The organism is Nonlabens sp., from assembly GCF_018401815.1.
In the GTDB taxonomy this organism is placed as follows: domain Bacteria; phylum Bacteroidota; class Bacteroidia; order Flavobacteriales; family Flavobacteriaceae; genus Nonlabens.
This window is the reverse complement of the sequence record NZ_JAGYKG010000005.1, coordinates 92,704-118,225: the sequence shown is the minus strand read 5'-3', so window position 1 is coordinate 118,225 and position 25,522 is coordinate 92,704. Positions and strand designations below refer to the sequence as shown.

22 protein-coding genes are annotated in these 25,522 nt (G+C 36.3%); 16 read left to right on the top strand and 6 right to left on the bottom strand.

Annotation, left to right across the window (positions count from 1 at the left end; all coding sequences use genetic code 11):
* Positions 1-4 precede the first annotated feature (4 nt).
* Positions 5-1,174 (bottom strand): proline dehydrogenase family protein, encoded by a 1,170-nt coding sequence (locus tag KG732_RS10605; protein ID WP_213523403.1) that lies wholly within the window; start codon positions 1,172-1,174, stop codon positions 5-7.
* 52 nt (positions 1,175-1,226) lie between these two features.
* Here KG732_RS10605 and aroB point away from each other — a divergent pair, with 52 nt between their 5' ends.
* Positions 1,227-2,378, top strand: coding sequence for a 3-dehydroquinate synthase (gene aroB / locus KG732_RS10600; RefSeq protein WP_367271507.1), 1,152 nt, complete (start codon positions 1,227-1,229; stop codon positions 2,376-2,378).
* A 78-nt stretch (positions 2,379-2,456) separates the two neighbouring features.
* Complete coding sequence (locus tag KG732_RS10595; RefSeq protein WP_213523401.1) at positions 2,457-2,771, top strand: hypothetical protein; 315 nt, start codon at positions 2,457-2,459, stop codon at positions 2,769-2,771.
* A gap of 411 nt (positions 2,772-3,182) precedes the next feature.
* On the opposite strand, the gene sucC is transcribed toward KG732_RS10595, so the two are convergent.
* The gene (gene sucC, locus KG732_RS10590) at positions 3,183-4,379 is read right to left on the bottom strand and encodes an ADP-forming succinate--CoA ligase subunit beta (protein WP_213523399.1); all 1,197 of its coding nucleotides are present in this window, start codon (positions 4,377-4,379) and stop codon (positions 3,183-3,185) included.
* A gap of 200 nt (positions 4,380-4,579) precedes the next feature.
* Here sucC and lysA point away from each other — a divergent pair, with 200 nt between their 5' ends.
* Positions 4,580-5,803, top strand: coding sequence for a diaminopimelate decarboxylase (gene lysA / locus KG732_RS10585; protein ID WP_213523397.1), 1,224 nt, complete (start codon positions 4,580-4,582; stop codon positions 5,801-5,803).
* Positions 5,804-6,106: 303 nt separating this feature from the next.
* Positions 6,107-6,988, top strand: coding sequence for a DUF808 domain-containing protein (locus tag KG732_RS10580; protein WP_213523395.1), 882 nt, complete (start codon positions 6,107-6,109; stop codon positions 6,986-6,988).
* A gap of 178 nt (positions 6,989-7,166) precedes the next feature.
* Here the strand turns inward: KG732_RS10580 and KG732_RS10575 are convergent, their stop codons facing one another.
* Positions 7,167-11,822: a LamG-like jellyroll fold domain-containing protein gene (locus tag KG732_RS10575; RefSeq protein ID WP_213523393.1), complete on the bottom strand. Its 4,656-nt coding sequence runs from the start codon at positions 11,820-11,822 to the stop codon at positions 7,167-7,169.
* 361 nt (positions 11,823-12,183) lie between these two features.
* A complete protein-coding gene (locus tag KG732_RS10570; RefSeq protein WP_213523383.1) occupies positions 12,184-13,410 on the bottom strand; it encodes a glycosyltransferase in 1,227 nt (408 codons plus the stop codon).
* 204 nt (positions 13,411-13,614) lie between these two features.
* On the opposite strand from KG732_RS10570, the gene KG732_RS10565 reads away from it, so the two are divergent.
* The 8 genes from KG732_RS10565 to KG732_RS10530 all read left to right on the top strand — a co-directional run bounded on the left by KG732_RS10565 (position 13,615) and on the right by KG732_RS10530 (position 20,479).
* Complete coding sequence (locus KG732_RS10565) at positions 13,615-14,379, top strand: ParA family protein (RefSeq protein WP_213523381.1); 765 nt, start codon at positions 13,615-13,617, stop codon at positions 14,377-14,379.
* A gap of 5 nt (positions 14,380-14,384) precedes the next feature.
* Positions 14,385-15,281 carry a ParB/RepB/Spo0J family partition protein gene (locus KG732_RS10560; protein ID WP_213523379.1) on the top strand — a complete coding sequence of 299 codons (897 nt, stop codon included), beginning with the start codon at positions 14,385-14,387 and terminating at the stop codon, positions 15,279-15,281.
* Positions 15,274-15,858 carry a DUF5683 domain-containing protein gene (locus KG732_RS10555; RefSeq protein WP_292891082.1) on the top strand — a complete coding sequence of 195 codons (585 nt, stop codon included), beginning with the start codon at positions 15,274-15,276 and terminating at the stop codon, positions 15,856-15,858. Before KG732_RS10560 ends, KG732_RS10555 begins: the two co-directional genes overlap by 8 nt.
* A 1-nt stretch (position 15,859) precedes the next feature.
* Entirely contained in the window at positions 15,860-16,561 is a 702-nt protein-coding gene (dapB, locus tag KG732_RS10550; protein ID WP_213523377.1) for a 4-hydroxy-tetrahydrodipicolinate reductase, read from the top strand.
* Between the two features lie 40 nt (positions 16,562-16,601).
* Positions 16,602-18,263: a signal peptidase I gene (gene lepB / locus KG732_RS10545; protein WP_213523375.1), complete on the top strand. Its 1,662-nt coding sequence runs from the start codon at positions 16,602-16,604 to the stop codon at positions 18,261-18,263.
* A gap of 5 nt (positions 18,264-18,268) precedes the next feature.
* Positions 18,269-18,883, top strand: coding sequence for a WbqC family protein (locus KG732_RS10540; protein ID WP_213523373.1), 615 nt, complete (start codon positions 18,269-18,271; stop codon positions 18,881-18,883).
* Between the two features lie 4 nt (positions 18,884-18,887).
* A complete protein-coding gene (locus KG732_RS10535) occupies positions 18,888-19,736 on the top strand; it encodes a DUF1853 family protein (protein ID WP_213523371.1) in 849 nt (282 codons plus the stop codon).
* Between the two features lie 251 nt (positions 19,737-19,987).
* Positions 19,988-20,479, top strand: a complete 492-nt coding sequence (locus tag KG732_RS10530) for a DNA starvation/stationary phase protection protein (RefSeq protein ID WP_213523363.1) — start codon at positions 19,988-19,990, stop codon at positions 20,477-20,479.
* Between the two features lie 76 nt (positions 20,480-20,555).
* Here KG732_RS10530 and KG732_RS10525 read toward each other — a convergent pair whose 3' ends face one another.
* Entirely contained in the window at positions 20,556-21,233 is a 678-nt protein-coding gene (locus tag KG732_RS10525) for a DUF4290 domain-containing protein (protein WP_213523361.1), read from the bottom strand.
* Between the two features lie 61 nt (positions 21,234-21,294).
* Complete coding sequence (locus tag KG732_RS10520; protein WP_213523754.1) at positions 21,295-21,582, bottom strand: DUF493 family protein; 288 nt, start codon at positions 21,580-21,582, stop codon at positions 21,295-21,297.
* Between the two features lie 69 nt (positions 21,583-21,651).
* On the opposite strand from KG732_RS10520, the gene KG732_RS10515 reads away from it, so the two are divergent.
* From KG732_RS10515 to KG732_RS10500, 4 genes are all read left to right on the top strand, one after another.
* Entirely contained in the window at positions 21,652-22,179 is a 528-nt protein-coding gene (locus KG732_RS10515) for an AAA family ATPase (protein WP_213523360.1), read from the top strand.
* Between the two features lie 2 nt (positions 22,180-22,181).
* Positions 22,182-24,065, top strand: a complete 1,884-nt coding sequence (locus tag KG732_RS10510) for an ATP-dependent DNA helicase RecQ (protein ID WP_213523358.1) — start codon at positions 22,182-22,184, stop codon at positions 24,063-24,065.
* Positions 24,058-25,038: a methionyl-tRNA formyltransferase gene (fmt, locus tag KG732_RS10505; protein WP_213523356.1), complete on the top strand. Its 981-nt coding sequence runs from the start codon at positions 24,058-24,060 to the stop codon at positions 25,036-25,038. The genes KG732_RS10510 and fmt overlap by 8 nt, the downstream gene beginning before the upstream one ends.
* Before the next feature lie 126 nt (positions 25,039-25,164).
* Positions 25,165-25,437 (top strand): HU family DNA-binding protein, encoded by a 273-nt coding sequence (locus KG732_RS10500; protein WP_015363467.1) that lies wholly within the window; start codon positions 25,165-25,167, stop codon positions 25,435-25,437.
* The last annotated feature ends 85 nt before the right edge of the window (positions 25,438-25,522 follow it).

Sequence of the window (25,522 nt, the reverse complement as noted above, 5' to 3'; positions counted from 1 at the left end):
GCATTTAAATGCCTCTTCTTTTCATTTCTTGTTTGATAAGAGCCAGTTCCCTTCCTGTTTGCCCAGCAACAGACGTATTTTCTTGAGCTCTTCTGATGAGGTAAGGCATTACATCTTCAATTGGGCCAAAAGGCAATATTTTAAAAGTGTTGTGCCCCAGTGCAGCTAGGTTAAAAGTCAGGTGGTCACTCATACCATACAACTGGCCAAACCATACATCATTGGTATTAGGCTCTATTTCCTTTTCTGATAGCACTCGCATGGCATCCAAAGTACTTTCTTCGTTATGTGTGCCTATACACAGCTTGATAACATCTAATCGGTCCAAAATGTAATGCATCACATTATTATACATAGTATCTGTAGCAGTTTTATCAACACAAATAGGGCTCGGGTAGTTATAGTTCTTGGCGCGCTCACGTTCCTTTTCCATATAGGCGCCTCTAACAATTTTTGCACCCACTATGTAGTTATTTGCTTTTGCATCTTCATAGAGCTCCATGATATAGTCAAGCCTGTCATGGCGATAACACTGTACGGTGTTGTATATGTATGCTTTTCCCTGATTGTATTTTCTCATCATCTCTCCAATGAGATCATCGGCAGCATCCTGCATCCAAGTTTCTTCACCATCAAAAAGCAAGGCTATGTCATTATCAACGGCTGTCTTACAAAGTAAATCAACTCTATTGTAAATTCGTTCCCACTCCAATTCTTCTGGAACTGTTAGCGTTTTCTTTTCGCTCTTTTTTTGCCAAATATAAAAACGACCTATAGCAGTGGGCTTCACCACCTCAAAAGGCAATGCATTATTATCACTTGCCATATGAATAAGTGTTAATTTCTTGCCTACCACTGCATCAAAATCAGCTTCATTTTCTTTACCTTCAACCGAGTAATCTAGTATGGAACTCACTCCTTTTTCAAACATTTTTTCGACAAGTGGTATACAGTCTTCATCTGTTGTACCACCACAAAACTGTTGAAAAATCGTATCTTCAATAATGCCTTTCACAGGGAGATGCCATTTTAAGGCCAGCATGGTAGCCTTAGACCCCAATTGGACAAGCCAAGGTTGAGACATGGATGTAAATATAAAATGTGCTTTCTTAAGTTCCTTGTCAGACTTTAAAGAAAAAGCATTTGCTGTATTATTAAAAGGGTTCTCATTCATGCTACAAATATAATTGGGAAATTGGTTTTATTTCATCCTATAGACCCTACTTTTGATAAATCATTACGCATCTAAAAAGCAAGAGATTTCTCGCTTTCGCGAAAGCGATATTGCCATCAAACTTATAAGCTTATTTATAATGAAATCCATTTTAAATTCTAATTACAGCATACACTTTCAAGAAGAAACTTATCTACACCTCAATAAATTTATAGCTTCTAAACAACCTAGTTGTATTTTTATACTCGTAGATGAAAATACCATGGATCATTGTTATCCCCTACTCCTACCATACATAGAAACAGTGGCTCGTATAGAAATAATTGAAGTGGAATCTGGTGAAGAACACAAAAACATAGCAACATGTAGTGGCGTGTGGAGCGCAATGATTGAATTAGGCTGCGATCGCAATAGCTTACTAATAAATCTAGGAGGTGGTGTTATTACAGATTTGGGTGGCTTTATAGCTTCAACAATTAAAAGAGGAATCTCTTTTATTCACATTCCTACTACCGTATTAGGTATGGTAGATGCCGCTATAGGTGGTAAAAACGGTGTTGATATAGGACAGTTGAAAAATCAAATAGGTGTTGTCAACCCACCAGAAATGACATTAATCGACACTAACTATTTGGTATCATTAGAAAAAAAACAATGGATTAACGGCTCAATAGAAATGTTTAAACACGGTTTGATCGCAGACCGGGAGTACTGGAATGAAATGATTCAAACGGGGGATGATTATCTTTCTGAAAAGTTTACAAGCCTGATCTATCAAAGTATAGTGATAAAAGATCATATAGTCAAGAGTGATCCTTTTGAAAAGGGACCTCGTAAGTCCTTGAATTACGGTCATACAATTGGTCACGCCATAGAGTCTTTTTGTCTATCTAGTAAAAATCACGAACCATTACTGCATGGAGAAGCCATTGCGGTAGGTTTGTTTTTAGAATCCTATTTAAGTTATGTGCACACAGGACTGAACAAAAATGATTTTGATCAAATAGCTTCTTGGTACCACCAATTAGGATTCCAATTAGAATTTACATTAACTGAAATCGAAGAAATGCTGGAATTGATGTCTCATGATAAAAAAAATGTAAATGGGGAAATCAGGTTTGTTTTATTGCCATCTATAGGCTTTTTTGTAACTGATCAAACCGTACCAGTTGAAGATGTCATCAAAAGTTTTTCTTTACTTTAAAAATTTAAATTACTTCAAAATATTGTTTTGCGAGTTGTTAAAAATGCTATATTTTGGTATTTCCTAAAAGGACTTGATATGAAAAATGTTATTGTTGATTATAAAAAACTTACACCTGAGGTATTGGCTATGCTGGTAGAAAAATATCCTGATGGATATGGTGATGATGATGTGATTACTTTTAAAAATCATAAGTATGAAACTATAGAAGCTGTAGAAGTCATTACGCAGGATACCAAGTACCTTGTAAAGATATCCAAGCGTCTTTCCATGCAAATGGAATCATTTGATGAAGACGATTATTCTGAAAAGGAAATGGACGATCCAGAAGCACTTCCTGAAATTACGGTGGAGGACCTAAAGAAAGCTGAAGAAGAAGAAGATAAAGATTAAAGCTCCCCTGTGTTATTACTTATCACAGATGTTGACTCGTTTACAACCTAATAAGACGTCTTGATGCACCACAACAAATAACAACTAATGAAAAACATCCCTATCAAGTTGGCTGAAATTCTTTTTTTTTATATTTTTCTTGCAGCTTTATTTTATTTAAGTGCTACTAATGTTACATTAGAACAATTGTAAGATAGTGGGCTAATTAAAAGTCATGCTATTTTTCATTGTAGCCGGAATACTTGCTGCTTTTATAAATAGTAAGATGACAATAAAAGTTTTGAACTATAAAAAAGTAGGCCGACCGGTTGGAATATAGCACCTGCTCTTTTTTTAAAAAACTATCTAAACTAAAAAGCCCCCTTAAAGCAGTGCTTTAAGGGAGCTTTTAACGTAAAAATTTGTTAGGTTTTACTTATTTAACACCGCTTGTACTTTATCAGCTGCTTCTTGGAATTCTATAGCACTTTGAACGTCTAGTCCAGAGCTATCGATGAGATCCTTGGCGATTTCGGCATTTGTACCTTGAAGTCTTACAATAATAGGCACTTTTATAGCATCGCCCATATTTTTATAAGCATCTACTATACCTTGCGCTACACGGTCACATCTTACGATACCACCAAATATATTAACCAGAATAGCTTCTACTTTATCATCTTTTAGAATGATGCGGAAAGCCTCTTCCACCCGTTTAGCATCTGCAGTACCACCTACATCTAAAAAGTTTGCGGGTTCACCTCCTGCTTGTTTGATCAGGTCCATCGTTGCCATGGCAAGGCCTGCACCATTAACCATACAACCAACGTTTCCATCAAGAGCTACGTAGTTCAATCCTACAGCTCTTGCTTCCACTTCTGTTGGGTTTTCCTCTCTTATATCTCTCCATGCCTCCAGATCTTTATGACGATATAATGCATTTTCATCAAGGGTGATCTTACAGTCCACTGCAATGATGGTGTTGTTTGAAGCTTTAAGAACTGGATTGATTTCAAATAAAGCAGCGTCAGATCCAATATAAGCGTTGTATAAAGCATCGACAAACTTGGTCATTTCTTTAAAAGCTTTACCGCTTAATCCTAAATTGAAAGCTATACGTCTGGCTTGAAAAGCTTGAAGACCATGAGCAGGATGTATGGTTTCTGTAAAAATCAAGTGTGGTGTTTCTTCAGCCACCGTTTCTATGTCCATTCCACCTTCTGTAGAATATATGATCATATTTTTTCCTTGAGCTCGATCTAAAAGAACAGACATATAGAACTCTTCTATTTCTGCCTCACCAGGTTCGTATACATCTTCAGCCACAAGAATTTGGTGTACTCGTTTCCCTTGAGCAGTCGTTTGAGGCGTCACTAGGTCCATTCCTATAATCTGCTTAGAAATTTCTTTTACTTGATCAAGGTTTTTTGCAAGTTTCACACCACCTCCTTTACCACGACCACCTGCGTGCACCTGTGCTTTAATGACGTGCCAGCCGGTTCCAGTTTCTTCAGTAAGTGCTTGTGCAGCGGCTACTGCCTCCTCTGAAGTTGTTGCAACTTTACCCCTTTGTATGGTAACACCGTAACTGGCGAGTATTTCTTTACCTTGATATTCGTGAAGATTCATAATTGTTCTTTAAGATTCCATTTAAGTCCAGCAAAAGTAAGAAAGTGAGCTTTGAATTTGAAATTATTCTATCTAAAAGAATGCTTATTTTTTGTTTGGAGTAACGAGGCTTTTACGACTTTCACCTCACCATTAAATTTTATGATATTATTCACGTTTAATTCTACCACTCTATTACTTTTGTAGGCTTAATTTTTTTTATGAATAATCAAGATTTATTAAACATAGCTAGGGACTTCGGTAGTCCTGTCTATGTATATGATGCAGAGGTCATTGTAGCGCAGTATGAACGTTTAGTTGCCGCTTTCGCGAAAGCAAAAAACTTAAGAATTCACTACGCAGTTAAAGCACTTTCTAACATCTCTATCTTGAAACTTTTTAAACAGTTAGGTGCTGGATTGGATACCGTGAGTTTGCAAGAAGTCGAGTTAGGTCTTGCTGCTGGTGTTGATCCTAAGAAAATAATCTTTACTCCTAATGGTGTTTCTCTTGAAGAAATAGAACTGGTGGCCAAAAAAGGTGTGCAAATCAATATTGACAACCTCTCAATTTTAGAACAATTTGGTTCTAAGCATCCAAAAACTCCGGTTTGTGTAAGAATCAATCCTCATGTAATGGCTGGTGGTAATGCAAATATTTCTGTGGGACATATTGATAGTAAATTTGGTATCTCCATACATCAAATTCCTCATATCTTGCGTATTGTAGAGAACACGGGAATGACGGTAAACGGTGTTCATATGCACACTGGTAGTGATATTCTAGATATAGGTGTTTTTCTTTATGCTACCGAGATTCTTTTTGAAACCGCTGCAAAGTTTAAGGCTTTGGAATTTATTGATTTCGGTAGTGGATTTAAAGTTCCCTATAAGGAAGGTGATGTCTCTACAGACATTGAAGATTTAGGCGAGCAGTTAAGTGAGCGATTCAATAATTTTTGTATCTCCTACGGTCGTGATATCACCATGGCTTTTGAACCTGGAAAATTTTTAGTGAGTGAGGCGGGACATTTTCTTGCACAAGTAAATGTAGTAAAACAGACTACTTCTACAGTATTTGCAGGAATAGATTCTGGTTTTAATCACTTGATACGTCCTATGTTATACGGCTCTTATCACGGAATTAAAAATATATCAAACCCAGAAGGTAAAAATAGGTTTTATAGTGTTGTGGGATACATTTGTGAGACCGACACCTTTGCCAATAACCGTCAAATCTCAGAAATTACAGAAGGTGATATTCTTTCCTTCTCTAATGCCGGGGCATACTGTTTTTCTATGGCAAGTAATTACAACTCTCGTTACCGTCCTGCTGAAGTGCTTTGGTACAATGGTAAATCCCACTTGATAAGAGAACGGGAAACCATGGAGGACATATTAAAAGGGCAATGTGATATTCAATTAGACGAATTAATAGTGGTATAGGAAACCCCACTCTTCTACCCTTTATAATAAAGCCCAACATATGATTGGGCTTTATTTTGATTTAGTTGTTACCTGTTAGCACATCATCCCTAGCAACGTAATGTCATACATTGAATATTATTCTCGAGAATCCAGGTTGAGGTTGCTCTACTGATGTAAATAATTTAAATTTGTCATCTAGAAATACAAGTTGATATCCTTTCAAAACTTAAAATGAAGAAGTCAATTTTAATCTGAAAAGAGTTAGAAGTATGATAGCTCTCATAGGAGGTATTCAAAAATATACACTAATAAAAACACTTAATGGCGTCAGGATTTTTTGCTTTACTAGATGATATAGCTGTACTTATGGATGATATGGCTTCAATGAGTAAGATTGCTACCAAAAAAACAGCAGGTATCTTAGGTGATGATCTTGCCGTAAATGCTGAAAAAGCCTCTGGCTTTGTTTCGTCTAGAGAACTACCTGTTTTGTGGGCTATTACTAAAGGTTCTTTTTTAAATAAACTAATCATTTTACCTATAGCTTTTCTATTAAGTGCTTTTTTACCTTGGGCGATAACGATTATTTTACTTTTAGGGGGTATTTACCTCGCATTTGAAGGCGCTGAAAAAATTTATGAATGGCTGGTTCCACACGATGAACCAAAAATAGAAGTAAAAAGCACAGAATTATCGGAGAGCCAAATTCTCACCATAGAAAAAGATAAGATAAAATCAGCTGTTGTAACTGATTTTATTTTATCTGTAGAAATTGTAATTATCGCCTTGGGATCTGTCATTAACGAACCTTTACTTATGCAAATATTAGTAGTAACCGTAGTTGCAATTATTGCTACTGTAGGAGTTTATGGAATTGTGGCTCTTATTGTAAGAATAGATGATTTAGGATGGAAATTAGTTAAATGGAGCGATAACGAGAAAAGCATATCAAAGACTATTGGCACTATCTTAGTGCATGCATTGCCTTGGATCATTAAAAGTTTATCTATAATAGGAACCGTCGCACTTTTACTAGTGGCTGGTGGAATCTTTGTGCACAACCTGCATTTTATAGAGGAACTTCTATCCTCTCTTCCTTTTATTGTAGGCGAGTTAATCACAGGTCTGGTGGTAGGAATACTTGCTTTTGCTTTGTTTCAACTAACAAAATATGTGTTTTTTAATAAAAATAGAGCCCATTAAATAGCCGACCAAAAACTACACTTTATCATTGTTGGAGTGCTCCATAATTCTATCAAAATATTCTTAAGAACCTTATTAATAATGGTGTTTTAGAAGATAGGAAAACAAAAAAATAAGATAAAAAAACAGCCTGTTTACTAAGATAAACAGGCTGTTTTAATTTTAGGTACATCCCTTTTTACTTAATGATTACTTTTCTAGTTTGACTACCGTAATTAGTATTCATCTTTACAATGTAGTTACCCTTTGCTAAAGAAGAAATATCAACTCTAATAATTCCATTCTGATCGGCTACATGCCATACCTTCAACTGTTGTCCTAACATATTGATGATACTAAGTTCTTCTATCTCTAGTTCTATAGATTTTTTAATATGTAGCTCTTCTATATTTTCAGGTGTAAAAACTATGATATCAGAAGCGCTTAATTCTAAACTATCATTGCTCAGAGTAGATGGATCTGAAAAAGTAATAAAGAAGCGGTCCTCGTAAGTTCCCGCAAGCAGTTGTGGGCTGGCATAAGTGCCATTCATTATATTGACATAGGTATTTAATAAAGCATCCTTGACAAAGATTTCTTGAGCAGCAGCTACATTCCGTAAGTCATCTATCTTGATACTAAAACTACTGTTGTTATTTATTTTTATAACTAAAGGCAGTTCTGTAGTAGCATCCATGACAGGCACTCCTTGAATCAGTAGTTTTTCATTAGGAAGTGACCAAGCCATATCATCCAGTTGCTCCTCCAACATTCTGCCGTCGTAACCTCTATCAAAACCTATTGTCGCGTTGCTATCTATAGTCAACAACAACTGTCTGTGAATCAGATTAGAAGAATCAAATCCCAATCGTATTTTAGAACGAGAGTCACTGACCGTATTGATTCCTCCTATACTTGAAATAGGGGAGCTTCCTGGAGCAGCTACAAATAAGCTTTGCCCATCAGACTCTTTTCTAAACTGACGCTGATCGTTTCTAAATCTAATGCTCCCTCCATCATTGATTCCTGTAACAAAGAAACCTTGCCCCACTGGGATAAATTGTTCTGGTCGCTTGGTGGCTACACCTCCTTGATTGACGTCAGGATTTGAAGTCCCAAAAGTAGCACTCCCTAATCCACCAGAATAATTATAAGTGGCATATCCACCTTGATAGTCTCTTAATATATGAGTGTTTCCTCCCCAGTGTTCCCAAAAGTAAACAGTTCCATCAGTATCTGGATTATCTGAGATAAACTCGTGAGCATCTAGCGCACTTGGATAAGGGTTACCGACCAAATAATCATTACCATTATCAATGGCTAGATTGATATCTCCGTTGTTAGGCTTCCCTACAAAAATGTAATTTTGTGTGGCTCCTGCAGCTCCTGTTCCTTTCATCGTCCAGCCTTCTCCTGTAAGTTGACTGCTGTTAGGTCCTGCATATTCCCAGTTGGCATAAGTGTTACTAGTCGTATTTCCATAGGTATACAACCACCTTCCTGAAATAGTTGCAGGTGTGCTAGCTGTCCCTGGAGCACCGTCTCTTACGGAAGAGGAAGTAAATATCAAGTCTCTAGGTGTTGCTACTAGTGTTCCATCTTTAAAAACTCCTGAAATGGTAAAACCATTATTATTCGTACCATTTGTAATACTACTTACTGGCGAACTCCAGTAATTATAGTTGAACAAATCAGAAGTTCCTTGTTGATCAATTTCTATTTTTCCTGTTGTCGAGGTGATCAAATCACTATTTGTTGACTGCACCAATTGAGATTCTCCTTGAAGATCTAGGGTGCCGTCTAATTTTAAGTTGTGCGTTACCGTAAGACCTCTATCGCCTTCCATAGAAAGGGTTCCTAGTGCGCCTACTTCAAGTCCTAAAAGCGTATAGTCCCTATTATTTGCTGTAATGTTTTCATTGACAATAGCGATATTCCAATCGATTGATACCGTTACACCATTAATGATCCTAGCAGCGCCTGGTATAAACCCCGCGTTACCACTGCTCCAACTACTGCTGCTATTCCAGTTTCCGTCAGCAGCAGATACGTAAGGAAGTGGCGCGGTTTGCTCATTGATACTAAAATTATCAGGCTGAATCAAACCACCTCTATGACCGTTTCCTGAAGCATCGTTAAGATGGGTTCCTATATAAGTGTTCATATTAAAATAGGCTTCTAGATCATTATTCCAATTCAATCCAGAAATATCATTTCTACTCACTGTTTCTGGAATCACAGCACCTTTGATTCCCGTTCCGTCGATCTCTATTTCTTGATTCATCATAAAACGAATCTGATCCTGACTAAGCGCTCTAGAAAAAATCCGAATCTCATCTAGACTTCCTGAGAAGTTATCGATGATGTTATCCTTATCCACGTATCTAGATGCAATACAAAACTTAGCATCGTTAGGAATCGTATTAGCAATGTTCTGTGTAATATCCTGGACTCCGTCTATATAAAGCACTGCTGTACTCCCACTATAGGTAAAAGTCACATACCTCCACGCATTATTACTTAAAACGGTATTACTAACAATAGTAGAGGTCCCGTTATGGGTCATTGCAAGGCGGTTGCTATCTGTTAAATAGAATTGATAGCCATCATTAGCTCCTGCTCTTTTAGAAACAATAGTTTTATTAGAAGTACTCGAATTAGACCCATTTGTTTTTACCCAGGCAGAAATCGAATAATCACCGGTAAACTCCACTTCGTCTCCCATTGCTACATAATCGTTGGTTCCATCAAATAAGATGTCCTTAAAAGCGATAACTTCATGAGCAACACCAAATTTCACATAACGGGTACCGTCAAAATCATACCAAGCTTCTTGATTGGATCCTATGGTTTCCAGAAAGATGGTTTCTACAGCTGTTGTGAAATTTTCATCATCAGCAACTATCATGACGTAAGCATCATTACCAACTAGTGGTGGTAAGGAAACTAACCCAGCTGTTACTATTGATATTTTCACTTCTGGGATATCATTAGCGTTTTGAGATAACTCCTTAAATTTCCAAGTACGCTCTGTCACGTCTGTAAAGGTTGTGACTAGACTGGGACCTAAAGTTACCTCTAGAGGGGTTGGAAGAGCAGAAAGTGCTCCACTACTGCTACCCCACATCAAAAAGTCTCCACTAGATTCAAAAGTACTTGGATTAGCACTATTAGTAACATAAATATCCCCTAAGCCAACAGTCATAAAAGAGAACGGGTCTACACTTTTGGCTTGTTTTTGATTCAGCAAAGAACAATCATCACGTCCTATGCCTGTAACATTATACGTAAAACCTGGATCTAATGTGCTGTTCCACATGGCAATTCCGTTGGAATCAAAATACTCCCCTGGGACGTGGGGTATTCCTATAGCTGCAACTTCAAAAAGTCCTAAGGTGATCCCATATTTTACGGCTAGATAAGATTCTAAACGTTTGCGATCTATATCATTTTTGCGCTGGGAAAAAGACATTACTTCCAGAAAGTCACCTGTAAAACTAGGCCCGAAATACTCTGATCTTCCCAACCAATACCTGGAATTTAAAATGTTTTTAAACGTACTCAAATTTTCTTCTTGAGTAAACGTAGGATCAACACTAACACCTAAGTCTATCCCATCTAAAAACAAGTCCATTGCATTACCTGCTGCATTTAAACGGGCATTAAAAATCACTGGTCTATCATAGACTAAAGTTGGGTGAATAATGGCTTTTCCATAATCATTTTGAGAACCTTGATTATAAGCCACAATATCTGGAGAGGATCCATATCTAGCGGAAGTGTTATTAATAGAAATCCCAGTAACATCTTGATTTCTTCCATCAGCGACATAATCATCTCCTAAAAACACATCCTCTGTAGGACGTGAAGCTGAAATGGTAAGTGTAGGGTTAAAGACGATATATAAATCTTCACTATAAAATCCAGACTTACCAAACATGGCGTTGGACCCATTAAAAGAAACTACGGGATTATAATTGACGTTATTGCTTGAATTATCATAAAAGGTAGGTCGAGCTGCTCCAGAAGCCTTAGCATTTGTCCAGTCTGGACTGATATTTGACCCTGGAAGTAATGCTGAAGTATTTTCCCATTCACTCACTCGATCTCCATTATTCAATCCTGCTAGCGCTAGTGTTTCTGTATTCAACCAAAGTTCTAAATTGTCATATATACCTGTGCCACAAGTAAAGTAATTTTTAACCTGTTGCGTAAACCCGACAATTCTAAAATTATCAAACGCGACACCACGGTCTCTGTTAGAATCATTACTTTCAAAATTAACTCTAAATTGTATGTTGCTTTGGTTGTCAAATGCTTGAGGCGGCAAATCAATAGATGCATTGAACCATCCACTAGGTCCTCCAGTCCATGCGCCTACCATTACAGAAACTAATCCGTAAGCAGAAGCATCATAACTTCTATTGTACCAGTTTGTTGCTTCACCATTAAATTTTCCTAGTAAGTGCCAGTTAGCCCCAGCATCATTGGTGAACTCTATATTCATTCCATCATAATTTAGCTCTGTATCATGACTAATGTCAACAAACAAGGTCATTTTATCATATCCAGATAAATTAATAACTGGAGAAGTTGCAGAGATATCGGTATTATTTTCATAATAATTACTTGAAGTCCGAGAGTATTGGTAACTTCCAGAACCGCCAGGATGATAAGAAATGGTCCCCCTACGGAAATCTCTTCCCCCGTTATTTTGATAGGTCCATGAATTTACTCCCGCACTATTTTCAAAATCAGCATTAAAAATAGTCACCTGCCCGAAAATAAAAAAAGCAGAAAATAAAGTAAAAGCAGTTAGTAATACCTTTAAGTTGAAGTGGTTCAATTTATTCATTATTTCAAAGTTAAAAATGAGTACCACAAGAATAGAAGAAGAAGTAGGGAAAGACAAGTAAAATACTATGCGTTACCTAATAACAAGGTTATTTAAATTATTTAATATATTGATATTCAATCATTTAATACATAATATAGTTAAAGTATCGTCCTACTAAGTGATTCCGACGTCGATTTATTAAACAATTGTTTACGGATTAAACCGGTAAACATTATAAAAAAGCTTTAAAAAAACATATCAAATGTTAATAATTAAGCAGTAAGTTGTCATAAATACGTTATAACTTATATATTATCGATGAAATACACAAGTATCTGCCTTTTCAAAAAAAGCAAAACAATTGGAAAATTCCATGACTTTATAGCTTCTTTTCCTCAATCCATTTACTTAAATATTTATATTCTTTATTGGAGTGGTAATTAAGCATTTTAATGAAAAAAACATCTTTACATTCACCAGCTAGATGTGATTCCTTTAATGAGCGTATTCTATTTAAAAACGCTTTCGCGAAAGCGGTATAACCATAATTATTTTTCAATATTTGTTCATTAGTTATGCTGATCTTAATCCATTCAGATTTAGAGGTATACAACTCCACACATTTACTTATAAAAGCAATCGTATCGTTTTCCTCAAAACCAAATACCTTTTCTCCATCAAACATACCTTCAGAGGCAATAGAAGACATTGCGACTGGTGTGCCGGATTGCATAGCATCAACTATTTTACCTTTTAAGCCAGCGCCAAACCTTAATGGCGCCATCAATATTCTATATTGTTTTAAAGTATTAATCGCACTTGTAGCAAATCCGCTTATAATAAATCCTTGTTCCTTATTGTGAAGTTGGGTAATCTTCTCATTTTGATACGCTCCGTAAATATGAACCTCTACCCCTGGCAATTGTTTTCTAATGCTAGGCCATATGTCCTTCTTCATGTATAAAATTGCATCATAATTAGGATGGTGTAAGGAATTCCCTATCATTATAAAATGTCTTCGTTCTTGGAAACTGGGGAGCCTCTTATGGCTCTTTTGATTAGGTAAAGCCTGGAATAAAAAAGGCACATAAATCAACTTGTGATCAGGTAGTTGAAAAGTCCTCTTCAACAGCTCCATCTCTACTGTGGAAATAATAATACTCAAATCGCACCTGTATATAGCTGCAATTTCTCTCATAGCGGTTTCATTAAATACATGGACCGGCTCCTTTTTATTAAACGCCTCTTCCCTTGCCTTTCTTAAAAAATGCAGATCCTCAGTATCCAGTATATGAATCGCTTGAGGTACCTGCTCTCTACAGCGCCATCCATATTGTTCTTCAGTCATAAAACGATCGTACAGAATGATAGTTGGTTGCAATTCTTTGAGGTAATCGTCAAAACTAGAATCGTTAAGAATAATAGCCTTTTCGATGATCTGTAAGGAATTTAAATCTTCAGAATATTCAGATTTTGTCGCGGCACTTGAAAAATGAATTTGATAAGTGTCTTCTTGAAAAATACGGAGCAACTGTAACATTCTATATCCTGCTGCTGTTGTGTTAGGCTCAGGCCAGTTCTTTCCTATGACGAGTAATTTTTTCATAAGGCAAATTTAATGCATAGTTGTAACTAGATCGATCCATAGACCTGTCGCTATACAATCATTTTTTTTAGTCCAAAGCTTTTAATCAATCAAATAAGTACCTTTACCTACTTATTAATAAAATCTTGTCAACCTAATTATAGAATAGTTCTTAAAAACCGACCTAAAATATTTACTTTAGCATTTTAAATTTATAAATATTCCATGGGTAAAATAATTGCCATAGCAAATCAAAAAGGTGGTGTAGGAAAAACAACTACTGCTGTAAATCTTGCAGCTTGTTTAGGTGTTTTAGAAAAGAAAGTTTTACTTATAGATGCTGATCCTCAAGCCAACGCGACTTCAGGGTTAGGGATTGACTCAGATACTATAGAACAAGGAACCTATCAGCTCATAGAAAACTCTGCAAAAGCTGAAGATTTAATCATTACAACCGCGTCTCCTAATGTTGATATTATACCAGCCCATATTGACCTTGTCGCCATAGAAATAGAACTTGTAGATCAAGAAGATCGCGAGTATATGATGAAAAAAGCGCTACAAAGTATAAAAGATCGTTACGATTACATTATTATTGATTGTGCGCCGTCTTTGGGTTTACTTACCTTAAATGCACTCACTGCTAGCAATTCGGTATTGATCCCTATTCAATGTGAATACTTTGCTTTAGAAGGCTTAGGTAAATTACTGAACACGGTAAAGAGTGTACAAAAAATACATAATGCCCAACTTGATATAGAAGGTTTATTGCTTACCATGTATGACAGCAGGCTGCGACTTTCTAATCAGGTGGTGGAAGAAGTAAATCAACATTTTGAAGGCCTTACTTTTAAAACAATCATTCAGCGCAATGTGCGTTTAAGTGAAGCTCCCTCTTATGGAGAAAGTATTATTAATTACGATGCGTCTAGCAAAGGATCAGAAAATTATTTGAGCCTTGCCAATGAACTCATACAGAAAAACGCTTAAGCACTATGGCCAAAGCACTTAAAAAACAGGCACTCGGAAGAGGTTTATCGGCTCTATTAAAAGACCCAAGTAACGATATCAATTCTGCCGCAGATAAAAATGCAGATCAAATTGTAGGTAATGTTATTGACCTCCCTTTAAAGGACATCGACATCAACCCTTTTCAACCTAGGACTAGTTTTAATGAAGAGCAATTAAGAGAATTGTCTTCTTCTATTAAAGAGCTTGGAGTCATACAACCTATTACGGTACGCAAAAAAGGCTTTGGTACGTATGAACTGGTATCTGGAGAACGCAGGTGCCGCGCTGCTAGGCTTTTAGGTATGGAAACTATTCCTGCTTATGTACGTATTGCAAATGATCAAGAATCTCTTGAAATGGCACTGGTGGAAAACATACAGCGTCAAGATTTGGATCCAATTGAAATTGCTCTTTCCTACCAAAGACTTATTGAGGAGATCGATCTCACCCAAGAACAAATGAGCGATCGCATTGGAAAATCTCGTAGTGCTATTGCCAATTACTTACGTCTATTAAAGTTAGATCCAATTATACAAACGGGTATAAGAGATGGATTTATTTCTATGGGACATGGGCGCGCCTTGATCACTATAGAAAGTCTAGAACAGCAATTAGATAGTTATCAAAAAATACTTAGTAATGGCCTTTCTGTAAGAGATACAGAAAAAATGGTCAAGGAATTAAAAAATGGTACGCTTTCGCGAAAGCCAACTAAAACCAATTCCTTACCAGAGCATATCTCTAAGAAAACAAAGGATTTAAGCGATTTATTAGACACTAAAGTTACCACTACTATGTCCGATTCTGGGAAAGGGAAAATAACTATTTCTTACGCTTCTAAAGCTGATTTTGAACGCATTGTAACGTTGATCAATGAGTAACCGTTTTTTTTACATATTACTTTTCTCGGGAATAGTAGGGATCTCACAAAATCCGACCGACCCAAGCCCTAATTTTGACACCTTGCTCGTTGCACAAGACACTATTGGTAATAATTATGACGCTAATAGACCTTCAAAAGCTGCCTTTTATAGCGCTGTTATCCCTGGTTTAGGTCAAGCCTATAATAACCAATATTGGAAAGTACCACTTGCTCTAGCTGCTGTGGGATTGCCTATTTATGCTTATACTATAAACGATAAGGAATACAACAGACTAAGAGATGCCTTTAGAATTAGACTTGCTGGAGGAACCAACGATGAGTTTTCAAATGAAGACGGTACACCTATAATAAGTAACGAGGGACTAGAACGAGCCCAACGCACCTCTCAACGCAATAAAGAGTTAAGCATTCTAATAACAGCCGCACTTTATGTTATACAAATAATAGATGCTAATGTAGATGGGCATTTGAGCCAATTTAGTGTGGATCGCAATTTGAGTTTCTTACCTTATATGGATTATAACACCTTAGCCATTGGCAACTCCTATGGCTTTAATTTAAGCTACACTTTTTAATATGAAAATAGCATTATTAGGATATGGCAAAATGGGCAAGGCTATTGAGAGAATAGCTCTTGAACGCGGTCATCATGTAGTAACTCGTGTGGGTCGCAACGACTCCATGGAAGACATTACAAAAGCCGATGTGATTATCGAGTTTACCAGCCCAGAAAGTGTCATGGGGAATTTAACGTATTTAATTCCAACACAAATACCCATAGTATGCGGTACCACAGGATGGAATCAACATATTCCTGAAATTACCAAATTAGTTTCTCAACATCAATCCAGTATGGTTTATGCTTCTAATTTTAGTCTAGGAGTGAATATTTTCTTTGAACTCAACAAGAAATTAGCTCAAATGATGAGCCCGTTCAAGGAATATGACGTGAAAATGAAGGAAATTCATCACACAGAAAAAAAAGATGCCCCTAGCGGCACTGCCATTACCTTATTTGAAGGACTTTCAGAAAGCGCAGGTAAAGAAAATTGGCACTTAGGTCATCGACTTAAAGAGAACTCATTGCCTATAGAAGCTGTTAGAGAGAATGATGTAAAAGGCACTCATGTGGTTAGCTATCAAAATGAAATAGACCGCATAGAAATTATTCATACCGCACAAACTAGAGATGGTTTTGCGATAGGAAGTATCATTGCCGCAGAGTGGCTTATTAATAAAAAAGGAATATACACGATGAAAGATGTATTAGGATTGTAGCACAACCTCAACTCTTTTATCACACGACAACATATCAATTATGAATTGGACAGAATGGTTTATCGTATTTTTAGTAATACAGCTAGTACATGGGTTAGGAACATGGAAGATGTATGTAGCTTCCGGTTATAAGGCATGGCAAGCATTTGTTCCTGTTTTTAATGCGGTTATTTTGATGAAAATCATGAATAGACCGTGGTGGTGGACCCTTCTACTATTTCTACCTGTGGTGAACCTCCTTATGTTTATCGTTGTCTGGGTGGATACGTTGAGGTCCTTTGGGTACCATAAAAGGATAAATACTCTTCTGGGTGTACTAAGTCTAGGTTTTTACCTCTATTACATTAATTACACACAATCCTTACATCATATAAAAGAAAGAGATTTAAATCCTAGAACAGCTGCAGGAGAATGGACCAACTCCATCCTGTTTGCTGTTATAGCTGCTACTATTGTTCATACTTATGTGATGCAACCCTTTATCATCCCCACATCTTCTTTAGAAAAAACCTTGCTTACTGGAGATTTTTTGTTTGTAAGTAAATTTCATTACGGCGCAAGGCTTCCTATGACGCCTATTGCGGCTCCTATGGTGCATGATACCATTCCCATTGCAGGAGTAAAAAGTTATTTAGCCCGACCTCAATTGCCTTACGCAAGAATTCCAGGATTTCAAAAAATAGAACGCAATGACATCGTCGTTTTTAATTATCCCACAGATACCATTAATTCATATCCTAATGATGATGGTAAATTTCACTACAAGCCTATTGATAAGAAATCCAATTATGTCAAGAGATGTGTAGCAATCGCAGGCGACACTATGTCCATGATCAATGGAGCTATCTTTATCAATGGAGAAAAATTAGTGCTTCCTGAACGTGCAAAGCCCCAGCATTCCTATGTTATAGAAACCGATGCAATATCCCAGACCGACCAAGAAATGATTTTCCCCGATGGGAGCCGGTTAACTAGACAAGAGTTTTTCTTTACTTATGATATCACTGATGGGTTTCAATTTGGTTCTCATTTAAAAACCGGTAGACCAGCCTTTTTTGTAAAAGCAGCTACCGAGGAAGCCATAGAAAAGATAAAAGCATCAGGACACGTTTTACATGTGGAGCGACAAAATATGGATATAGGGAGGCCTATGAGTATGGCTTTAAGAGACCTTAAAGATGAAAACTCCTTGTACATGAAACCTAATATTTTCCCATATGACGGAAGAACATCAAACAATACCGATGATAGGGATCCCTTTTTGATTCCTGCCAAAGGAATGACGGTAGACATTGATTATAAAAACATCTCCTACTTCGAAAGAATCATTGAGGTTTATGAAGGGAGTGAAATGAATACTTTTCACGACATCACTTTAAAAGGGAATCAAGTCCTTTTAAATGGGGTGCCACTTACTTCGTATACTTTTAAACAAGATTATTATTGGCTTATGGGAGATAACCGCGATAACAGTCTCGACAGCAGGTTCTGGGGTTATGTGCCTTTTAATCATGTGGTTGGAAAACCCGTTTTTGTATGGATGAGTTATGATAGTAATAAATCATTTCCCAATGGTTTTAGATTTGAAAGAATGTTTACCACCGTAAATGGATCTGGACAACCTACCTCCTACTTAATTTATTTTCTTGTTCTCCTAGCAGGTTATTTTGTAGTAAAAAGAATCATAAAAGCAAGAAGTTAACCGCTATGAATAAAATTATTATTCATCCATCGTATTTTGTGGATGTGATATCCCTAATTTATATGCATTCGGCAACTAGCCTTGGGTTAGATATTAAAGATAGTTATGTAAAACAGACCTATAGGAACAGAACTTATATCGCTGCAGCAAATGGAAAACTTGCGCTTAATATCCCTGTAATACACCAAAAAAAAGGAAGTTCAGTACCCTATGATTCCGTTGAAATAGATCATTCTCAAAATTGGGCCACCACTCATTTAAAAAGCATTAAAAGTGCCTATTACAGCAGTCCTTTTTTTGAATATTATCAAGATGAACTCGAGGATCTTTTTCTAGACATTCCATTATTGTTAATTCAATGGAATATGAAAACACTTCATTTCATATTGGAACACCTTCAATTAATTAAAGAAATAAAAATCCTATCCACTTTTCAACATGATCCATTAGCCGAGCGATTAATTGATGCTAAAAAACCACCTGTCATAAAAATAGCACCATACCTACAAGTATTTCAAGAAAAGCATGGTTTTACACAACCCCTAAGCGGTCTCGATCTATTGTTTAACTTAGGTCCAGCGGCAGGTGCCTACCTAAAAAGTCATCACCCCCGCTTATAACTATATGGAAAGCGATTTTGCGCGTTTTAAAGCTTTTTACAGTACCACAAGTTTATGGTCTGGGAAATTATTAGGACTGCAACAATTTGGATTATCAAATTTTAAATTTGACCATCTGGTACATCAAAAATCTTTAGACCTGCCTTGGATTCCTGAAGGTACTTTATTGGGTAAAAGAGCGGAGTATTTTTTCAAATATTGTGTAGAGCAATCTAACAATTATCAGTTATTACTGTCAAATTTACAGGTGTTTAAAGGGAAAATAACCAAAGGTGAGTTAGACTTTATTATTAAAGAAAAACAAACTAACTCCACTATACATGTAGAATTAGTCTATAAGTTTTACATTTATAATCCTTCAATTAACAGCACAGAGAAATCAACAATCCTACAAGAGCTCAACAAATATCAAGGCCCCAACGGTAAGGACCATCTTGTGCGAAAATTAAAACATCTTAAAAACCATCAACTGCCATTACTCCACACCAATGAAGCTGTAGAGTTATTGAAAAATCATGACATCGCTGTAGAAAAAATAAAACAGCAAGTCTGTTTTTTAGCCCATGTCTTTATACCACATCATTTATGGAATCATAAATTTAAATACATACATAAATCGTGTATAGCTGGATATTATTATAAGAATGCCGCTTTCGCGAAAGCGGAAACTGAAAACACCTATTTTCTACCAGAAAAATATGCGTGGAAAATGACACCCCAAGAGTTGCCCCTGTCCTATAGCTACCATGAAGTTGCTCTCCTTGTCAATAAAAGCCTAGAAAGAGGCTTTGCGCCTCTTTTATGGATGCTATTAGAAGATAAGAGTTTTGAACGCTTTTTTGTTGTTAATTGATTACCCAATAGCTATATAGATTTATGCTAGATATAGATTTATTCTATTGATTTATGATATTATAAACACAGTTTAACTTCAATTTCTTAAAGTGAAGTACTTTATATGATTATCTTGAGAACATAGAAAAGAAATGGGAAAGAAAGCCAAAAGAACCACCCTTAGTGAGTTATGGAAACAGCGCCGTTGGGCACAGAAAAGTTAGCATAGATACCACAAACAAGTAACAACAAACGATAAAAATAAAAATAATGAATTACCTCAACTTTGATTTAGAAAAAGCAAAACACACTAGTAAAGAACTTAATGTGTTATTAGCTGACTACCATTTATACTACCAAAAATTAAGAAATTACCATTGGAACATTGTAGGAAGGTCGTTCTTTGATTTACATGTTAAATTTGAAGAAATGTACAACGATGCCATCATAAAAATTGACGAAATCGCAGAGCGCATTCTAACTCTTAGGTTCCAGCCTACCTCAAATTATAGTGATTATTTAAAACTTTCTAATTTAAAGGAAAGCAAGTCAGAGTTATCTGATATAGAAATGGTTAATAATTTGATAAGAGACCACGGAAGCATTCTTAGTCAAATGTCAAAAGTTGTAGCGACTGCAGGAGAATGTAAAGACGAGGGAACTATTGATTTAATTGGAGCATATATAAGAGAACTTGAAACAACGACGTGGATGCTAGATGCTTGGAGAATGAACTCTGAAGACACTAGAAGATCGATCTAAACAGAATACCTATAAACAAATAAAGCCCCGTTTAAATTATTAAATGGGGCTTTATTTATTAAATTAAGTAAACGACTTAATTTCTTCTTCTTCGATTGCTATTATTAGTGCTGCCACTTCTAGGATTCTTTTTACCATGCTGACGTTTATTGCTGTTGGTATTAGAGCGCAGGGTACTTGTATTGGGATAAATCAAAGCTTTGGACTCTAAAAGATCTTCTTCTTTTGCTGCAAGATTGATCTCACCTTCGCTTAATTCAAAGAGATGCTTAAAAATAACCGAATCATCTACGGAATCTTTGTTCCAATTTAAAAACGATTTTTTCATGTGATTTGCAATGATATAAGTCAAGGCTTCTCTTTTCTCTCCTTTTTCCCATCCTAGAGCCACGTTAATCATTCCCTGAATGTTATTACCATAAAATCGGTAACGAGGTCGTTTTTGAGGGTAGGACATTCTAACCGGCCTGGCAGCAAGCTCTTCTTTATTAGGTATTGGATATGGGGAATCTACATCTAAATCAAAATTTGCGATAACAAATAATTGATCCCACAACTTGTGCTGAAAGTCAGCAACATCCCTTAAATGTGGATTGAGATTACCCATTACACCAATAATAGCAGTAGCCATTTTATTGCGCTCTTCCCTAGTCTCTAAGGCTCTACAATGTTCTACTAATTTTTGAATATGTCTTCCATATTCAGGTATAACAAGCTGATTGCGCTCTGTATTGTATTCTAATGATGATATCAAATTGAAAAGTATTACTTAATGTGAAGTGTTGCAAAATACACAAAATAGAATAAATAATCTATTAAAGAGAGATAACTCCTTTAACTTTACCGACTTCCTTGTATTTTGTGATCACGCTATCAGGATTTTTCATATTCACTACAATTGAAACACTCGTATAGGTTCCTTTACTGGATTCTTTTGTTGTTATTACCGCACCTGTGTTGTCAAAAATTGTTTCAATTTCTGAGATTTGTGTTCCTTGCGTGGGTACGATAAACTTATACAAATACTTAGATGGCCATAAACTAGTGTCTGCCAGTTGAATCTTTAGTTTTGCATAAAAGTCTTCTGAATTTTTATTTTCCATAATATAGTTGCAAATATAATTCATGATACTCTCGATTGCTATTCCTAGATTTAGTTATTTTGTAGGATTATGGAAAAACTCAAAAGAATTTTAATCATCGGTGGTCCTGGATCGGGAAAAACTAGTATTCTTAGAGCTATAGAAAACAAAGGCTTTAACGTACATCACGAAATCTCCAGGGAAGTAACCGCTCAAGCACAAAAAGATGGTATACAACAACTTTTTCTAACCGATCCCTTTGCTTTTAGCCAGGAATTGCTTGCTGGTCGTATTTTACAATTCAAGATGGCTACAGAAGGAATTCATTTTTATGACAGAGGTATTCCTGACGTACCCGCCTATCATGTATTTACAGGTGATGAAATCCCTGCAGCGTTTATTAAGGCCAGTGAAGAACACCAATACGATCAGGTATTCTTTTTACCTCCTTGGAAAGAAATATATAAAAGCGACCGCGAGCGTTATGAAACTTATGAACAAGCAGTAATTTTAGGAGATATACTCCATAGCTTTTACAGTAACCTAGGCTATACTCTTATCAAGGTTCCTAAATTTGATATAAAAAAGCGTCTTACTTTTATTAACGATCGAATATAATATTGATAACTAAATCCTTAGACATATTAACAACCGTTTATGGTTTTAAAAAATTTAGACCTTTACAACAGGAAATTATTTCCAATGTATTGAAAGGTAAAGATACTCTCGCCTTATTGCCAACAGGTGGAGGGAAATCGGTCTGTTATCAAATTCCGGGCATACAACTTCCTGGTATATGCATTGTCATATCCCCGCTAGTAGCGTTGATTAAGGATCAAGTCGATCAACTTAAAAAGAAGAATATTAAAGCGGTAGGGATCACCGGCGGAATTTCCTATCAAGAACTCGATGATGTTTTGGATAATTGTATTTATGGAAATTATGATTTCCTATATCTGAGCCCAGAGCGTTTACAACAAGCATTGGTAAAAGAACGTATCCTCAAAATGAATGTCAATCTTATTGCCATTGATGAAGCGCATTGCATCAGTGAATGGGGGCATGATTTTAGACCAGCGTACCGGCAAATCATCACCTTAAAAGAATTACATCCGAAAGTCCCAATTATCGCGGTGACGGCAACAGCTACAAAAGCAGTGCAAAATGACATCAAGACCGTTTTAGAACTAGATAACGCTTTGGTCTTCCAATCCAGTTATGAGCGTTCTAATATTCATTATCAAATAAAAAATACTGGAGATAAAAGAGAAGCCCTACGGCATTTTTATACGGTCCAACGTGGCAGCAGCATTACCTATGTTAGGAGTAGAAAGAATGCTGTAGCGTTTACCTTAGATCTTCAACATGATCAAATTACAGCAGGATTCTATCACGGCGGGCTTTCCAATAAGATGAGATCCAATACTGCGCAATCTTGGATGAATAATAAACTTCAAGTAATGGTAGCTACTAACGCATTTGGTATGGGAATCGATAAGCCAGATGTGCGAAGTGTAGTTCATATGCAGTTACCCGATAGTATTGAAAGTTACTATCAAGAAACCGGAAGAGCAGGTCGAGATGGTCAGGAAAGTATTGCTTGTTTTATATACAATCAAAACGATATTGAACACGCATATAATCAATTCGTAAAATCCCAACCTACTGCCGATGATCTAAAATTCATCTATCGCAAATTATCAAATTATTTGAGAATAGCCCTCGGTGAAGGTGAAGAGCAAACCTATTCTCTTTCCTTTGCAAAATTTTGCGCAACTTATCAACTTAACGGTATGCAAGCTTATAGTGCTCTTAATACCTTAGACAGGTTTAGTGTTATAAGTCTTTCTCAAGGATATCACAGACGATGTAGTGTGAGCTTTCGCGAAAGCAGTACAAGAATTCTTTCTTTTACCCACAACAAACCGGAGGTTAACGCCATTATTCAAGCCATATTGCGCAGCTATGGAAGTAGTAAAAATCACGTGCTGCAAATCAATACGGCTTTAATTGCTACAAGAAGTAATACTAGTGAAGAAGAAGTAATTAATACCTTACAGTTGCTTCACGATCAAGACCTAATAGAAGCCGGTATTACCCATACAGATTTACAAATTACCTATTTAACTCCTAGAGATGACGATCGGACCATCAATAGATTCTCGAGAGAATTAGAACGTCAGAATGCCTTAAAACACCATAAATTAAAATCGCTAGTACAACTGGTAACCAATACAACCACATGTATCAATAGGATGTTATTGGAGTATTTTGACGAAAAAACATTACTTGATTGTGGTAATTGCAGTAATTGCAGTCAAGTAGTCTCACGCATTTCTTCAGAAGAAATCCTAATCGCCTTACACAAACGACCCCTTAATGCTCAAGAGATCTGTCAAGAACTTAAAAAAGATAAAGATGTCGTAATTACACTACTCAAATCATTACTAGAACAAGGAAAAGTTATTTTAACTAGCCATAATAAATATAAGATCAATGAATAAGTCTTTAAAAATTGTATTCTTTGGTACGCCAGAATTTGCCACAGGTGTATTACAGGCCCTACAAGAGTCGCCACATGAAATAGTAGCTGTGGTAACTGTTCCAGACAAACCGGCGGGAAGAGGAAGGAAAATAAATGAAAGTGATGTCAAAAAGTATGCAGTAACACATGGGCTACCCGTTTTACAACCCCATAACTTGAAAGCCGCAGACTTCTTAAAAGAACTTGCTTCTTTCAAGGCCGATGTCCAAGTAGTAGTAGCCTTTAGAATGCTTCCCAAAGCCGTATGGAAAATGCCTCCTATGGGCACCTTTAACCTTCACGCAAGCCTTTTACCACAGTACAGAGGAGCTGCCCCTATTAATTGGGTGATTATTAATCAAGAAAAGCAAACAGGGGTATCTACTTTTTTTATAGATGAAAAAATTGATACTGGTGCCATTATAGCTACTCGTGAAACTCTTATAGCTCCATTAGAGAACGCAGGAACTCTTTATAACAGACTGATGAATATGGGAGCCCAGCTCACCTTAAAAACAGTTGATGCGATCGCCGCTGGAACCGTAACCACGACAATTCAAAAGAATCACCCTCATTTAAAAGAAGCACCAAAACTTACCAATGAAAATACTTTTATAGATTTTAATAAACCTGCTGTAACCGTCGATGCGTTGATCCGCGGGTTGTATCCTTACCCAGTAGCAAAAGCGGTGTTGTTTAATGAAAAAAACATAGATGTAAAAATTCATAAAAGTAAGGTTGTTGAAAAGTCGCATAAGATGACACCAGGTAGTTTGGTATTAGAAAACAATCAAATATTAGTGGCTTGTGCTGAAGATATGATTGAAATTCAAGAAATACAGCTACCTAATAAAAAACGTATGAATGTAAAAGATCTTTTAAACGGATATACCTTTGCTCGAGAAGCTAGATTTGGCAAGGCCTTAGGGGAAACCGCCTTAAAACGCCTATAGTTATTAACAATTTATTGGTTTTATGAACAAATTGTTGAGATTTACGCTGTAATCCTTGCGTGGTCGCATATTCCGTATAAATTTGTGGGACGTTTTAGTTTAACCAACATTAATTTAAATTCAATTATGAACAAAACAGATTTAATCGAAGGAATGGCAGAGCACGCTGGTATTTCAAAAGCAGCAGCTAAAAAAGCACTAGAATCTTTCTTAGGAAATGTAGAAGGTTCTCTTAAAAAAGGAGATAGAGTATCTCTAGTAGGTTTCGGATCTTTCTCAGTTTCTAAAAGAGCTGCCCGTGAAGGTAGAAATCCACAAACTGGTAAGACCATTAAAATTGCTGCAAAAAAAGTTGTAAAATTCAAAGCAGGTAGCGATTTACAAAAAGCTGTTAACTAATTTAGATTAGTTTTCACTATTTAGAAGTCCCAATTTAACACGTTTAAGATTGGGACTTTTTTTATTCGGTGCAGGAGGTATTTTG

Excerpts from the sequence above, each read along its gene's own strand:
- KG732_RS10530 (WP_213523363.1), top strand. The coding sequence starts at position 19,988 with ATGAATTACCTCAACTTTGATTTAGAAAAAGCAAAACACACTAGTAAA.
- KG732_RS10580 (WP_213523395.1), top strand. The coding sequence starts at position 6,107 with ATGGCGTCAGGATTTTTTGCTTTACTAGATGATATAGCTGTACTTATG.
- KG732_RS10515 (WP_213523360.1), top strand. The coding sequence starts at position 21,652 with ATGGAAAAACTCAAAAGAATTTTAATCATCGGTGGTCCTGGATCGGGA.
- lepB (WP_213523375.1), top strand. The coding sequence starts at position 16,602 with ATGAATTGGACAGAATGGTTTATCGTATTTTTAGTAATACAGCTAGTA.
- KG732_RS10605 (WP_213523403.1), bottom strand. The coding sequence starts at position 1,174 with ATGAATGAGAACCCTTTTAATAATACAGCAAATGCTTTTTCTTTAAAG.
- KG732_RS10500 (WP_015363467.1), top strand. The coding sequence starts at position 25,165 with ATGAACAAAACAGATTTAATCGAAGGAATGGCAGAGCACGCTGGTATT.
- KG732_RS10555 (WP_292891082.1), top strand. The coding sequence starts at position 15,274 with ATGAGTAACCGTTTTTTTTACATATTACTTTTCTCGGGAATAGTAGGG.
- KG732_RS10560 (WP_213523379.1), top strand. The coding sequence starts at position 14,385 with ATGGCCAAAGCACTTAAAAAACAGGCACTCGGAAGAGGTTTATCGGCT.
- KG732_RS10595 (WP_213523401.1), top strand. The coding sequence starts at position 2,457 with ATGAAAAATGTTATTGTTGATTATAAAAAACTTACACCTGAGGTATTG.
- fmt (WP_213523356.1), top strand. The coding sequence starts at position 24,058 with ATGAATAAGTCTTTAAAAATTGTATTCTTTGGTACGCCAGAATTTGCC.
- dapB (WP_213523377.1), top strand. The coding sequence starts at position 15,860 with ATGAAAATAGCATTATTAGGATATGGCAAAATGGGCAAGGCTATTGAG.
- KG732_RS10535 (WP_213523371.1), top strand. The coding sequence starts at position 18,888 with ATGGAAAGCGATTTTGCGCGTTTTAAAGCTTTTTACAGTACCACAAGT.
- lysA (WP_213523397.1), top strand. The coding sequence starts at position 4,580 with ATGAATAATCAAGATTTATTAAACATAGCTAGGGACTTCGGTAGTCCT.
- KG732_RS10520 (WP_213523754.1), bottom strand. The coding sequence starts at position 21,582 with ATGGAAAATAAAAATTCAGAAGACTTTTATGCAAAACTAAAGATTCAA.
- KG732_RS10565 (WP_213523381.1), top strand. The coding sequence starts at position 13,615 with ATGGGTAAAATAATTGCCATAGCAAATCAAAAAGGTGGTGTAGGAAAA.
- sucC (WP_213523399.1), bottom strand. The coding sequence starts at position 4,379 with ATGAATCTTCACGAATATCAAGGTAAAGAAATACTCGCCAGTTACGGT.
- KG732_RS10575 (WP_213523393.1), bottom strand. The coding sequence starts at position 11,822 with ATGAATAAATTGAACCACTTCAACTTAAAGGTATTACTAACTGCTTTT.
- KG732_RS10570 (WP_213523383.1), bottom strand. The coding sequence starts at position 13,410 with ATGAAAAAATTACTCGTCATAGGAAAGAACTGGCCTGAGCCTAACACA.
- KG732_RS10540 (WP_213523373.1), top strand. The coding sequence starts at position 18,269 with ATGAATAAAATTATTATTCATCCATCGTATTTTGTGGATGTGATATCC.